Here is a 12,925-nt window from a genome sequence, read left to right on the forward strand (position 1 = left end):
CATTACTTCCTTCTACGTTTGGTTCTTGTTCCTAAAATCCGCTTTTTATCCCTTTGTTTTTTAGATTTTCCCGTATTGCGGCGATTATCTTTAGCTTCTCGTGTTAAATCAGGCTCATAGCCCGGCAGCCACTGTGGGGCAAAGCGCTCATCAAGAAAGATCTCGATTTCTTCTAATAACCATTGCTCATCAATACTCACAAGCGAAATGGCTTGGCCGTTTTGTCCAGCACGACCACTACGGCCGATACGGTGCACATAGTCTTCAGCAACATAGGGTAACTCAGCATTGAAGACATAGTTTAGCGAGTCAATGTCAATGCCACGAGCTGCTACATCCGTTGCGACCAAGACGCGAATTTCACCTGATTTGAATTGAGATAGCGCTTTGTCACGCGCGCCTTGAGACTTATCACCGTGGATCGCTGCAGTTTTAAGGCCATCCTTATTCAATTCTTTTGCGTAGCTATCAGCACTATTTTTTGTGCGAGTAAACACCAGTACCTGATGCCAATTATTTTTGCCAATCAAGTGGGAGATCAATTCACGTTTGCGATCTTCGTCTACCGAATAGAAAGTTTGCGTAACTGTACTTGCGGTGCTGTTCTGGGATTCAACACCTACTCGCTTAGGGTCGTTCAACCAAGGCTTTACTTGGGATAACACAGCATCGTCAACCGTAGCTGAAAATAGCAACGTTTGACGCTTAAGCGGCATAGTACGCATGATCCGCTTAATTTCCCCCATAAACCCCATATCTAACATGCGATCAGCTTCATCGAAGACCAGGTGTTGAATATTTTTGAGTGTTAATGTGCCTTTGATTAGGTGATCAAGTAAACGCCCAGGTGTCGCCACCACTACGTCTACACCCGCTCTTAAGCGCTTTTCTTGCGGGCCAATATTTGCACCGCCATATAAGCACACGACATTTAAGCTGGTGTTCGCCACTAACTTTTCAGTATGCTCTGCAACCTGTTGTGCCAGCTCACGAGTCGGCGTTAGTATCAATGCCCTAACCGATTTCTCACCTTGCGCGCCGCCCATCAGCATGGAGTGCAAAATCGGCAGCATGAAAGCAGCAGTCTTACCGGTTCCAGTTTGGGCACTTGCAATTAAATCAAAACCACTGAGCAGAAGTGGAATACTCTTTTCTTGGATTGGTGTTGGTGACTCAAACCCAAGCTCAGTAATTGCGCTTAGTAGTTCGGGGTGAAGTTGTAGCTCGCTAAATGTCATTGGAGATCAGTGTCTATTACCAAAATTGTGCGGATTATAGCAAATAATTATCTAAGCACTGTAATGTTCTAATACTGATTTTTATTTAGCCAGAACAACTTCTCAGATAAGATTAATCACGCTAACGCACAATCCCCAAAAGTGATAAATAAGGAGATGTACATGTCACAAAAGCAATTGAAACTTTTAGCGGTGAGCCTAGGATTTCTCGCCATTGCGCCTTTATTTGGTTTACTTATTGCTGAACTTAGTGTTGCAGTATTAGATTGTCGGGTTGCAGAAAGTGGTCATTCTGATTGTGTTATCGGCGGTATTGATATTGGAATGCTACTGGCCATTTTATACACAGGTGGTTGGGTAAGTATGGTTACGATCCCTGTTGCGGGCTTGGCGGCCTTAGTTTGTTACATCAAATACCGTGATGCAAAACAAAATAATAACCGATAAAAAAGGGGCTAAATGCCCCTCTTCTCTTCACATCAATTTGATTAAATTGCTGCGTTTCTGAATTCTTTAACAAATTGCTTAACAGGCATATCATTACAACGTAAGTTGCGAACCTGTTGGTTGTTCAAACGTAAATGATTAACGCCGTGACGTACTGCATCTAAACATAGCTCAGTTGCGGTATCTGTTTTTTCAGCGATTAGCTCAACTTTCTTTTCTTGCTTTTGCGAGCGCTTTGCCGCTTTTGCAAACTCACGAATATCTTCACCATTACAGTGGATGCTTGGTGAGAAGCGAGAAATAAATAGGCCTAGTGATGCAGCTTCTTTACGTGCTGCACTGAAACCTTGCTCTGCTGCAACAGCACATACTTTCGTCGCTGGTGATGCGTCAGCTTGAGTGAACTCAACCTGTGAAGCGAAAGCCGTTGTAGAAACCAAAGAAACAAGACCAAAGAAAGAGAGAGATTTAAGCATAATATACCCCAATTGAACGATTCGGCGCGGATTATAATTACAACGATGAATAAGTAAACAGCTAAATCATGCAATTTTGGTTATTTAATGATCTATTTACACTAAGCTAAAATCCTCGTTATCATCTCGCTAAACTTGTGCAAAATTTAACAACTGCCACCATGCTTCTCAGCTGACTAAATAAGTAATTTCACCCAAGCGCTGACCCTCTCGTTTTTAAGTGATAAACTTTGCCAAATAACAGCAAGAATCTAAAGAGCGCGCTATGAAAATTGTTTCGTTTAATATAAACGGCCTCAGAGCTAGACTGCATCAATTACAGGCATTGATTGAAAAACACCAACCTGATGTCATTGGACTGCAAGAAATTAAAGTCCATGACGAAGCTTTTCCTATCGACGATGTAGAAGCACTTGGCTACCATGTTTACTTCCATGGTCAAAAGGCGCATTACGGTGTGGCACTACTCTCCAAGAAACCTGCAAAAGCTATCCAAAAAGGCTTCGCTACGGATACTGAAGATTCACAACGTCGCATGATCAGCGGTACGTTTGAAAGTGATTCAGGTAACGAAGTTACCGTTATGAATGGTTACTTCCCTCAAGGTGATAACATCAGCCATGAAACTAAATTTCCGTATAAAAGACAATTTTATGCAGATCTCATGACCCACTTGAATGATTTTGCCGATCCTCAATCTAACCTTGTTGTCATGGGCGATATTAATATTTCTCCACTGGATGCGGATATTGGTATTGGTGAGCAAAACCGCAAGCGTTGGTTAAAGACGGGTAAGTGCTCGTTCCAACCAGAAGAGCGCGAGTGGTTAAAAACACTGCTAGATTGGGGCTTTAAAGATACATTTAGAGTGCTGACACCTGATGCAACCGAAAAGTATTCGTGGTTTGACTACCGCTCAAAAGGGTTTGATGATAACCGTGGTCTACGCATAGATGTGGTTTTAGCAACCGCGCCATTAACTGCGAAATGTATCGAAAGTGACATAGATTACGAATTGAGAGGAATTGATAAGCCCTCAGATCACGCACCAATTTGGGCAACTTTCGACATTTAATCGTCTGCTTTTTCCGCCGAGACTGTGAATACAGTGCTCGGCATAGAGCAAAATCACCAAATTTAAAAACTGGATAGAAACGTGACGTTTATCGCTGCCCTTGGGTTATTTTTACTCAGTTTTCATCGCAAAGAATACCAGCAATTACTACAAGTACCAGCCAGACAAACCGGCGTATTAAGTTGTGCGGTTGTCCTCACGTTACTGTGGCAAATAAAGGCAGGTATTTTACCTGAACTGAACATTCATATTCTTGGAATAACCGCAGTAACGTTAATTTTAGGTTGGCGACTGGGTGCGTTGAGTGCAACTTTGGCATGCCTCGTCCATAGTTACTTTAGTGCTTTTACCTTGGTGGAGTTTGGTAATTTTTGGCTGTTTACTGCACTGTTCCCTGTCTACTTAAGCTATGGACTCTTTGCCCTTTGCTATCATCATTTACCGCGGCACTTTTTCGTTTATATTTTTGTTTGTGCATTTATTTTCGCAGGTACGGTGGGCTGTTTAAAGATACTTCTAAGCGCATTCTATTATTATGCAATCGATGCCTATACTTGGTATCAGTTGGCAGACAATTATCTCCATTTTGCCGTAATAATGTGGTTCCCTGAAGCCATGTTAAATGGCATGGCCATCACTTTACTCATTACATATCGCCCACATTGGGTAAAAACTTTTTTTGATAGGGAATACTTAGACAAATGATCTCCCACTACCGCTGTCCACTGTGTAAACTGCCTTTATATCAAGGAGGTGCAAGCTACAGCTGCAATAATAATCATCAATTTGATATTGCCAAAGAAGGCTATGTCAACTTACTACCCGTGCAAAATAAAAAATCAAAACAGCCGGGCGACAACCAAGAAATGGTCGCAGCGCGTCGGGCATTCTTCGAAACCGATCATTATCACTTTCTACGTGATAGGCTTGCACAAATCGTCTCTGAAAAAGTGCCGGCTACCCTGCTGGACCTAGGATGTGGTGAAGGCTTTTACACCCATGAAATCGCAAATCGCTGCGAGAATGCCAAAGTCTACGGGGTCGATATCGCAAAGCCTGCTGTCCGTTATGCCGCTAAACGCTATCCTCAAGTAGAGTTTAGCGTAGCCTCCATCAAAGAGGCTCCTTTTGAAAATGAATTTGCAGATGTGATTGTGAGTATTTTTGCGCCAGTGTTCGCCGAGGAACTCGCTCGCCTGTGCAAACCATCAGGCAGTTTGTATGTCATCTCACCTGGTGAACACCATCTATTCGAACTCAAGTCTCTGATTTATGACAATGTAAAACTACACAAGGCACCAGAAACACCACAAGGGTTTGAATTGGTTGAACGGACTAAATTGCAACAAACACACAGAATGGAATTTGAGTGTGTTGAACACTTAATCATGATGACGCCATTTGCATGGAAATTTAAGCAACAACACATGGATAGATTACAAAAGATGGACCATATCGAAATCACACTCTCGTTTTTGATAAACCAATATCAGCGCAAGTAACCCAACATCAGATCACCAATTATGAGCAAATCGCTGCCTACTTGCTTGGTAGGCAGGCAAACAGGAATTACAGATTTTCTTGCGTAAACGCTTTGTCCATTTTATCGAACATATCTTTTAGCAACCGCGCTAAATCTCTGTATCTAGGCTTTCTTGAAGACATGGGCGAATCATAGCCATTAGCAACCATCTTCTGATGCAGTTCTGTATACCAAGAATACAAAGCCGGATTTAACGGCGTTTCAGCTCTTTTACCAAGCCATAATAACCCTTGGACAGGAAGCGATAAAAAGAATAAAGCAATCGCAATGGCTTGCGGCAAATATTGAAAACCCAATTGGCTGGTCTGCAAAAACAGAGTAAACACCGCCAGCATAGGCATTGTATTTAAAGCAAGTTCTGTCGCCTTGATCACCCTAAATTCAGGGAACAACGGTGCTAGCTCCTTGCGCATAGGCCACTCTTTCGAGTATTGACGTCCAAGTTGCACTTGCGAAATAAGACTTTTTTGCATCATAACTCCTAGGTGCTAACTTTTATATAAAAAATGAGGTAAAATCGACGTCTTTACTGTCAACTATACCTTAGTCTAAATGCGTAGCTTATATGCGCTATAGCTTTAAGCTTAATACGCAATAACTGTTATTGTCAAAACGGAAAGTCATTATGTCATCTCAGCATGTTTTGGTTCTTAATTGTGGAAGCTCCAGTCTTAAGTTTGCAATCATCGATAACGCAACGGGAGAGGAGATATTATCAGGTCTGGCTGAACGCCTAGCTGAACAATCACCACAAATTAAATATAAGTTCCAAGGCAACAAGGAAATCGTGCCCCTAAATAGTGGTGATGCGCACCAAGTTGCGATCACAACGCTTGTAAAACTTATCAAAGATCTCGCGTTAGACGCAAATCTTGTTGCTGTCGGCCACCGCGTGGTACACGGCGGTGAGCGCTTTACACAATCTGTCATTATCGATGACTCCGTTATAAATGCTATCCAAGAAACGGCTAGTCTGGCGCCTTTACATAATCCAGCTAACCTACTTGGGATCCGCGCAGCCCAAGCCGCATTCGCGCATCTACCGCAAATTGCTGTCTTTGATACGGCTTTCCATCAAAGTATGGATCAAACAGCTTACCTTTATGCCCTACCTTATTCACTATATCGTGAACATGGTGTTAGACGTTACGGTTTCCACGGCACCAGCCATGCTTATGTATCGGCGCAAGCCATCAAGATTTTAGGCTTAAAAGATAAGCCATCTCGTATTATTACCGCACACTTAGGCAATGGTTGTTCCGTTACCGCGATTAAAGACGGTAAATCGGTGGACACCAGCATGGGCTTAACACCATTAGAGGGGCTAGTGATGGGCACCCGAAGTGGTGATATTGATCCGGGCTTGTTTTCGTTTTTAGTTAATCACCTTAACTATTCAACACAGCAAATTGACACTTTGTTGAATAAACAAAGTGGCCTTTTAGGTATTAGTGAGCTTTCTAACGATTGCCGAACTATCGAAGAAGCTGCGCAGGAAAACCACCCTCAAGCAACACTGGCGCTTGATATTTTCTGTTATCGTTTAACCAAACAAATTGCTAGCTTCTTGGTACCACTAAACGGTTTAGATGCACTTGTATTCACTGGCGGAATTGGCGAAAACTCTGACGTTATCCGTGAAAAAGTAGTGAACCAACTTAACTTCCTTGGCATGCACATCAATAAAGAGCGTAACCTCAACGCACGCTTCGGTAGCCAAGGGGTGATCACTGATGAGTCTCACTCCCCTGTCGCTATGGTCATCCCAACCAACGAAGAATGGGTGATTGCCAACGACGCAGCTACGCTTGCTAAAGGAGTGTAATGATGGGTCGTCGTATTATGCTTATTCCTATTTCAACGGGCGTTGGGTTGACGTCGGTGTCTGTAGGAATAGTCCGAGCACTGGAACAAAAAGCAGTAAAAGTAAACTTCTTTAAGCCAATCGCACAACCTCGTAAAGATGAAGTCGGCCCCGAGAAGTCAACACTCATCGTTCAGCAAGGTTCTACCATTGCCCCACCCACGCCGTTTGAGCTGAGCTACGCTGAGCAAATGATAGGTGATGGTAAAGGCGATGACCTGTTAGAAGAAATTGTGGAGCGCTTTGAAGGCACAGTACAAGATGATGAAGTTGCCATCATTGAAGGAATGGTTCCTACCCGTCGTCAACCTTACGCTGGCCGTGTAAACCGCGAAATTGCGCAAACATTAGGTGCAGATATCGTGTTTGTCTTAACGCCGGGTAATGACTCTATCGACGAGCTTGAAGACCGCTTAGAGATTGCTGCTGGCAATTATGGCGGTGTAAACCACCCTCGCGTATTGGGTTGTATTTTCAATAAAGTGAATGCACCGCTGGATGAAGATGGCAGAGCGCGCGCCGATCTGGTTGATCAATACAAACCAGAAGAGCTTGAAAACGAAATGAATCGTTTGGCATCGCTGCCTATTTTCAGAAAGCACCCATTTCAACTTTTAGGTGCCATACCATGGGACTTTGACTTAGTTGCGCCGCGAGTTATCGACTTAAGCAATTATTTAAAAGCCGAAATCATCAATGCGGGTGATATGGAGCACCGTCGTCTGCGCCGTGTTACTTTCTGTGCAAGAACGGTATCGAACATTCTTAACCACTTTACGCCAGGTGCACTATTGGTTACTCCTGGCGATCGGTCGGATATCTTAGTCGCTGCGTGTTTGTCGGCCATGAATGGCACCAAGATTGGCGCCATCTTGTTAACTGGTGGATTCAAACCAGAAGAGAAGATCATGACCTTATGTGAGCAAGCGATGGATACCGGTCTGCCTATCCTTGCTACTGAGGCCGATACTTGGCGCACTTCTTTGCTATTACACAATTTCAATATGGAAGTGCCAAGCGATGACGAGCAGCGCATCGAGCGCGTAAAGCAGCATAACGCCCGTCACATCGATAGCGAATGGCTGGAAAGTTTGGCCAAAGGGGTCGCGAAAACCCGCAAACTCTCGCCTCCTGCATTTCGTTACCTGCTGACTGATTTAGCTAGACGTGCAAGCAAAACTATTGTGCTGCCTGAAGGTAATGAGCCTAGAACGATTAAGGCGGCTGCTATCTGTGGTGCGCGAAATATCGCTAAAACCGTACTGCTTGGAGACAGAGAAGAAATTGAGCGTATCGCCCAGCAACAAGGTGTTGAGCTGAATGAAAACGTGACTATCTTATCTCCTGAAGAAGAGCTGCAAAAGTACATTGCGCCTATGGTTGAGCTACGTAAAAACAAAGGCCTAACCGAGGTTGTTGCGGCAGAGCAACTGCAAGATAACGTCGTGCTCGGCACCATGATGTTAGCCGAAGGCCAAGTTGATGGCTTAGTATCTGGTGCGGTAAATACCACCGCCAATACCATTCGCCCACCACTGCAGTTAATCAAAACGGCACCAGGCGCGTCGTTGGTAAGCTCAGTATTTTTTATGTTGCTACCGGACCAAGTGTTAGTATACGGCGACTGCGCAATTAACCCAGATCCAACGGCAGAGCAGTTAGCAGATATTGCAATTCAATCTGCAGATTCCGCTGCAGCATTCGGCATTGAGCCTCGCGTTGCCATGATCAGTTACAGCACAGGAACATCAGGACAAGGTGCAGATGTAGAAAAAGTCCGTGAAGCTACCGAGATCGCACAAAAGAAACGCCCTGATCTCGATATTGACGGGCCGCTGCAATACGATGCTGCCATTATGGAAAATGTCGCACGTAAAAAAGCGCCAAACAGCAAAGTCGCTGGTAAGGCAACGGTATTTGTCTTCCCAGATTTAAATACAGGTAACACCACATACAAGGCGGTGCAGCGAAGTGCTGAACTTGTCAGCATCGGACCTATGTTACAAGGTATGCGTAAGCCGGTTAACGACCTAAGCCGCGGGGCTTTGGTTGATGACATCGTGTACACCATTGCCTTGACAGCTATTCAGGCAACACAAATCGAAGAATAATCTTTATCCCAAGGGTTCAATACATGAGCCCTTTTCTTTATCACATCACTAATCCTCTAGAATTCGGGCGAACCCTCTGGTCTTTAAATTGACTTCGCTATACTATGAATTATACCAATTGGTATTTTTCAAAAAACAAGGGTTGGTAATGTCAAAGCAAACGCTGCAATTGCTCAAACAAGAATTTACGATACATAGCTTGGATTGCGATGACGCTGTCCCGCAAGCTGTGTTAAACAGTAAAATCTTTTTTATTGCCAAAACAGAAGATGAACTCTCTATCGTTTGCGCATCAGATATCGCAGTCAGTAGCCTCGCGGCTGAAAGTCATTGGAGAGCATTGGAAGTCGTTGGTCCGCTAGGGTTTTCATTAACGGGGATTATGGCTAATATTTCTGGTGTATTAGCAAAGTCCAACGTCTCTATTTTTACCTTATCAACATACGATACCGATTACATTCTGGTAAAAGAAAGCCAAATCCAGCAAGCGATGCAAGCACTTAAAAAAGATGGATATTTATTACTTTGATTGAACTCTCACCACCAATCCAATATCGGCCAATATCCCAAATCGCAAACCCGATTGCGCACATTCCAAGTCCTTTTTCCGGCAAAGTCTTACCGCTAAGTACGCATCCAAACGCGGCGATTGCGTCTGGTATGTTAGGAATAGGCGTTTGCGTACAAATGCGTGTGCCCTTGTTGCTATCTCCTTGTAACGGAAAACTAATCCAGATCAGAAAAAATAACTGCGAATACATTTTACACGCCAATAACGGCTTAAAAATGTTACTGAGCTTAGAGGTCGGCAATGAGTTTGCCAAACCCGAATATCTCAAAGCAAACAGCTTTGGCAAAACCACGATAAAGCTTGGAGAGCCGCTATGCTTTTTTGATATTCCACTCAGTGAAGCAAAAACCATGGCCGCCATTGTGCTACTCAATGCACAAAAGCTTGGTGCGTGTTATTATCCTTTAAAACAAGTATCTGCGGCCAAAGAGCCGATAATCACAATTGCAAGGGCGTGTGCTTTATGACAATCACCATGTATGGGATCAGCAACTGCGATACCATTAAAAAAGCCAAAAAATATCTTCAAGACAACAATATCGAATTTACTTTTCATGACTATCGCAAAGATGGATTAGACGAAGCTCTACTCACTGCTTTTATTGACCAACTTGGCTGGGAAAACGTGTTAAACAAACGCGGAACCACATACCGAGCGCTTAGCGAAGAACAAAAACAAAATCTCGATGCGCAGTCAGCGAAACAACACCTTTTGGCGGCACCAGCCATGATAAAACGCCCTATTTTGCAGTACCAAGGTCAATATCACTTGGGTTTTAAAGCTGCACAGTATGATGAGATTTTTGCCTAATGAGCGAAGTAGTTGAGCTCGCTCAAGCTCTGATCCAAAGGGCTTCTGTTACACCTGATGATGCTGGTTGCCAACAATTAATGAATGAACGTTTGGCAAAGCTTGGCTTTACCATCGAAGAACACTTCTTTGTTGATACGCTCAACACGTGGGCACGAAAAGGCGACAGCGGACCACATTTTTGCTTTGCTGGACACACAGATGTAGTACCGGTTGGTGACGAGAGTCAATGGCAGCACCCGCCATTTTCCGCTGTGATTGAAAATGACATGTTACATGGCCGCGGAGCTGCTGACATGAAAGGCTCACTTGCAGCTATGATCGTGGCAACGGAGAGGTTTATCAAAAAACACCCTAATCACAAAGGGTCATTGTCTTTTCTGATAACCTCTGATGAGGAAGGCCCTTTCGTGAACGGCACAACTCGAGTTGTAGATTTATTAGAAGCCCGAAACGAAAAAATTGATATGTGCTTGGTTGGTGAACCTTCATCACGCCATGAGCTTGGCGACGTAGTAAAAAATGGTCGTCGCGGTTCACTCACCGGACACCTAAAAGTGATTGGAAAACAAGGTCACGTAGCTTACCCTCATCTCGCTAAAAACCCCATTCACTTGTCTGCACCGGCGATTGCTGAACTCAGTCAGACCGAGTGGGATCAAGGGAATGCATTTTTCCCCGCGACAAGCTTCCAAGTTTCCAATATTAATGGCGGAACTGGGGCTGGCAATGTGATACCGGGCTCTTTGCAAGTACAGTTTAACTTTCGCTTTAGCACCGAAGTTACAGCCGGTGAGCTCAAACAACGTGTTATTGCAATTTTAGACAAGCATCAACTTGATTATGAGCTTAATTGGATACTGAATGGCTTACCGTTTTTAACAGAGCCAGGTCCATTGCTCGATGTGACGATTGCAGCCATCAAAGAAGTGACGGGAAGGCAAACCTCACCGGAAACTTCAGGTGGTACATCAGATGGCCGATTTATTGCCCAAACGGGATGTAAGGTGATTGAGCTTGGCCCAATTAATGCCACAATCCATCAAGTCGATGAATGTGTGAGTTGCAAAGACCTAGATCAATTAGCCTTAGTCTATGAAAAGATCTTGGAGAAGTTACTTGCCTAGCCGCTATATGCTTACAAGCGCTGAATGTAGCGCTTGTGGCGTCAACGAATCACATCTGGTTTTTTACCAGGGCCGCCATGTGCATAGCGCAATCGTTTCTGATCTCAACGCCCTCTCACACGCTGCAAAAAAGGCCGGTTTTGAGTTTTACATGGCGTCCGCATATCGAGGATTTGAAAGGCAAAAAGCGATTTGGAATAGCAAGTTTGCGATGCGCCGTCCTGTTTTTGATATCACTAACCAAGAGATAGAGCTGAGTAATCTCTCAGACATCGACAAAGTAAAAGCAATTATGTTGTTCTCCGCCCTACCCGGTGCAAGTCGCCACCATTTGGGCACTGATTTAGATGTGTTCGCCAAAAACCTCGTACCGACAGGACAATCACTACAACTAGAACCATGGGAATACCAGCAAGATGGACATCAGCACGAATTTTCGCTGTGGCTTGACGCGCATTTAGCAACTTTTGGTTTCTACCGGCCTTATGATCGTTATCGAGGGGGAGTTGCCGAAGAACCTTGGCATATTAGCCACCAGCTAACGGCATCAAAGCTTGCCACGCTGCAATCCGTTGACGCAATTGATGCCGTGCTTAAACGCAGCAATATCAAAGGTAAAGACGCAATACTGGCAGATCTCAGCGCACTACATCAGCAATTTATCACCAATGTAGCGCAGCCATAACGACTGATCCGAGCTTAAGTTACTTAGACTAGAAACGAAAGGTTATTTGTTTTTGTCGTGGATAGCGTCAAGCCTAGCCAGTAGACTTGAGGTATCAAAACGGTTGCCGCCAAGCGCTTGAACATCTGCATAGTATTGATCCACTAAAGCTGTAAGCGCCAAATTAGCACCGTTACTTCTTGACTCGTCTAGCGCAATGCCTAAATCTTTTCTCATCCAATCGACCGCAAAACCAAAGTCATATTCGCCTGCTAACATAGTTTTATAACGATTCTCCATTTGCCAAGAGCCAGCAGCCCCCTTGGCAATCGTTTCAATCACCTTTTCACCATCAAGACCCGCTTTTTTAGCAAAGTGCAAGCCTTCTGCGAGCCCCTGCACCACACCCGCGATACAAATCTGATTGACCATTTTACAAAGCTGCCCCGCACCCACTTCTCCAATTAATTGGCTAAAACGCGCAAACGCGGCCATGATTGGTTGTGCTTTTTCAAACGTATTTTCGTCTCCTCCAACCATCACCGTCAACACGCCATTTTCTGCACCAGCCTGACCTCCTGATACCGGGGCATCTAAGAATTCAACTTGTAATTTCTTGGCTTCTTGCGCTATTTCACGGGCAACTTTTGCAGATGTTGTAGTATGGTCAACTATCACAGCTCCCGGCTTTACTCCCGCTAATACACCACTTTCGCCATATACGACTGAGCGTAAATCGTCATCATTGCCAACACACATAAATACAAAATCACAGTCAGTCGCTGCGTCTTTAGGTGTCACTGCAAAGTTGCCAGCATACTCAGCGGCCCATTTTTCGGCTTTGCTGGTGGTACGATTGTATACCGTGACTTGGTAACCCGCCTTCTGCAAATGCCCAGCCATTGGATACCCCATGACACCTAATCCTATAAATGCGACTTTCACTGACATATTTCTGTCCTATTTCGTTGTTATCTTAATAAGAATGGAGTTTTTAT

General features: G+C 44.2%; 15 protein-coding genes. 11 read left to right on the forward strand and 4 right to left on the reverse strand.

All coding sequences use genetic code 11. The features are described 5' to 3' along the window. Positions 1-2: 2 nt before the first annotated feature. Complete coding sequence (locus NO992_RS04345; RefSeq protein ID WP_371374660.1) at positions 3-1,238, reverse strand: DEAD/DEAH box helicase; 1,236 nt, start codon at positions 1,236-1,238, stop codon at positions 3-5. 162 nt (positions 1,239-1,400) lie between these two features. Between NO992_RS04345 and NO992_RS04350 the strand changes: the two genes are divergently transcribed. Beyond that, positions 1,401-1,685 (forward strand): hypothetical protein, encoded by a 285-nt coding sequence (locus tag NO992_RS04350; protein ID WP_371374662.1) that lies wholly within the window; start codon positions 1,401-1,403, stop codon positions 1,683-1,685. 41 nt (positions 1,686-1,726) lie between these two features. Here the strand turns inward: NO992_RS04350 and NO992_RS04355 are convergent, their stop codons facing one another. Beyond that, a complete protein-coding gene (locus tag NO992_RS04355) occupies positions 1,727-2,161 on the reverse strand; it encodes a hypothetical protein (RefSeq protein ID WP_010373924.1) in 435 nt (144 codons plus the stop codon). A gap of 265 nt (positions 2,162-2,426) precedes the next feature. On the opposite strand from NO992_RS04355, the gene xthA reads away from it, so the two are divergent. The 3 genes from xthA (at position 2,427) to rlmA (ending at position 4,738) form a co-directional block, all read left to right on the forward strand. After that, on the forward strand, positions 2,427-3,236 hold the full coding sequence (gene xthA, locus NO992_RS04360; RefSeq protein ID WP_371374665.1) for an exodeoxyribonuclease III: 810 nt from the start codon (positions 2,427-2,429) through the stop codon (positions 3,234-3,236). A gap of 81 nt (positions 3,237-3,317) precedes the next feature. After that, on the forward strand, positions 3,318-3,941 hold the full coding sequence (locus NO992_RS04365; protein ID WP_017219087.1) for an energy-coupling factor ABC transporter permease: 624 nt from the start codon (positions 3,318-3,320) through the stop codon (positions 3,939-3,941). Beyond that, entirely contained in the window at positions 3,938-4,738 is an 801-nt protein-coding gene (gene rlmA, locus NO992_RS04370; RefSeq protein ID WP_349197192.1) for a 23S rRNA (guanine(745)-N(1))-methyltransferase, read from the forward strand. Before NO992_RS04365 ends, rlmA begins: the two co-directional genes overlap by 4 nt. A gap of 67 nt (positions 4,739-4,805) precedes the next feature. Here the strand turns inward: rlmA and yfbV are convergent, their stop codons facing one another. After that, complete coding sequence (gene yfbV, locus NO992_RS04375) at positions 4,806-5,252, reverse strand: terminus macrodomain insulation protein YfbV (RefSeq protein ID WP_017219085.1); 447 nt, start codon at positions 5,250-5,252, stop codon at positions 4,806-4,808. Positions 5,253-5,404: 152 nt separating this feature from the next. Between yfbV and NO992_RS04380 the strand changes: the two genes are divergently transcribed. From NO992_RS04380 to NO992_RS04410, 7 genes are all read left to right on the forward strand, one after another. Then, on the forward strand, positions 5,405-6,604 hold the full coding sequence (locus NO992_RS04380) for an acetate kinase (protein WP_371374669.1): 1,200 nt from the start codon (positions 5,405-5,407) through the stop codon (positions 6,602-6,604). A 2-nt stretch (positions 6,605-6,606) separates the two neighbouring features. Continuing rightward, entirely contained in the window at positions 6,607-8,754 is a 2,148-nt protein-coding gene (gene pta, locus NO992_RS04385) for a phosphate acetyltransferase (RefSeq protein ID WP_026001076.1), read from the forward strand. A 148-nt stretch (positions 8,755-8,902) separates the two neighbouring features. Further along, entirely contained in the window at positions 8,903-9,283 is a 381-nt protein-coding gene (locus NO992_RS04390) for an ACT domain-containing protein (protein WP_010373910.1), read from the forward strand. Then, positions 9,280-9,792, forward strand: coding sequence for a PTS glucose transporter subunit IIA (locus NO992_RS04395; protein ID WP_010373908.1), 513 nt, complete (start codon positions 9,280-9,282; stop codon positions 9,790-9,792). The genes NO992_RS04390 and NO992_RS04395 overlap by 4 nt, the downstream gene beginning before the upstream one ends. Continuing rightward, the gene (locus tag NO992_RS04400; RefSeq protein WP_039497426.1) at positions 9,789-10,136 is read left to right on the forward strand and encodes an ArsC family reductase; all 348 of its coding nucleotides are present in this window, start codon (positions 9,789-9,791) and stop codon (positions 10,134-10,136) included. Before NO992_RS04395 ends, NO992_RS04400 begins: the two co-directional genes overlap by 4 nt. Further along, complete coding sequence (gene dapE, locus NO992_RS04405; RefSeq protein ID WP_371374673.1) at positions 10,136-11,263, forward strand: succinyl-diaminopimelate desuccinylase; 1,128 nt, start codon at positions 10,136-10,138, stop codon at positions 11,261-11,263. The genes NO992_RS04400 and dapE overlap by 1 nt, the downstream gene beginning before the upstream one ends. Beyond that, positions 11,256-11,948, forward strand: a complete 693-nt coding sequence (locus NO992_RS04410) for a M15 family metallopeptidase (RefSeq protein ID WP_371374762.1) — start codon at positions 11,256-11,258, stop codon at positions 11,946-11,948. Before dapE ends, NO992_RS04410 begins: the two co-directional genes overlap by 8 nt. 42 nt (positions 11,949-11,990) lie before the next feature. On the opposite strand, the gene NO992_RS04415 is transcribed toward NO992_RS04410, so the two are convergent. Next, complete coding sequence (locus tag NO992_RS04415; RefSeq protein ID WP_222240745.1) at positions 11,991-12,878, reverse strand: NAD(P)-dependent oxidoreductase; 888 nt, start codon at positions 12,876-12,878, stop codon at positions 11,991-11,993. Positions 12,879-12,925: the final 47 nt, after the last annotated feature.

Source organism: Pseudoalteromonas sp. DY56-GL79, from assembly GCF_041414765.1.
Classification (GTDB): domain Bacteria; phylum Pseudomonadota; class Gammaproteobacteria; order Enterobacterales; family Alteromonadaceae; genus Pseudoalteromonas; species Pseudoalteromonas piscicida.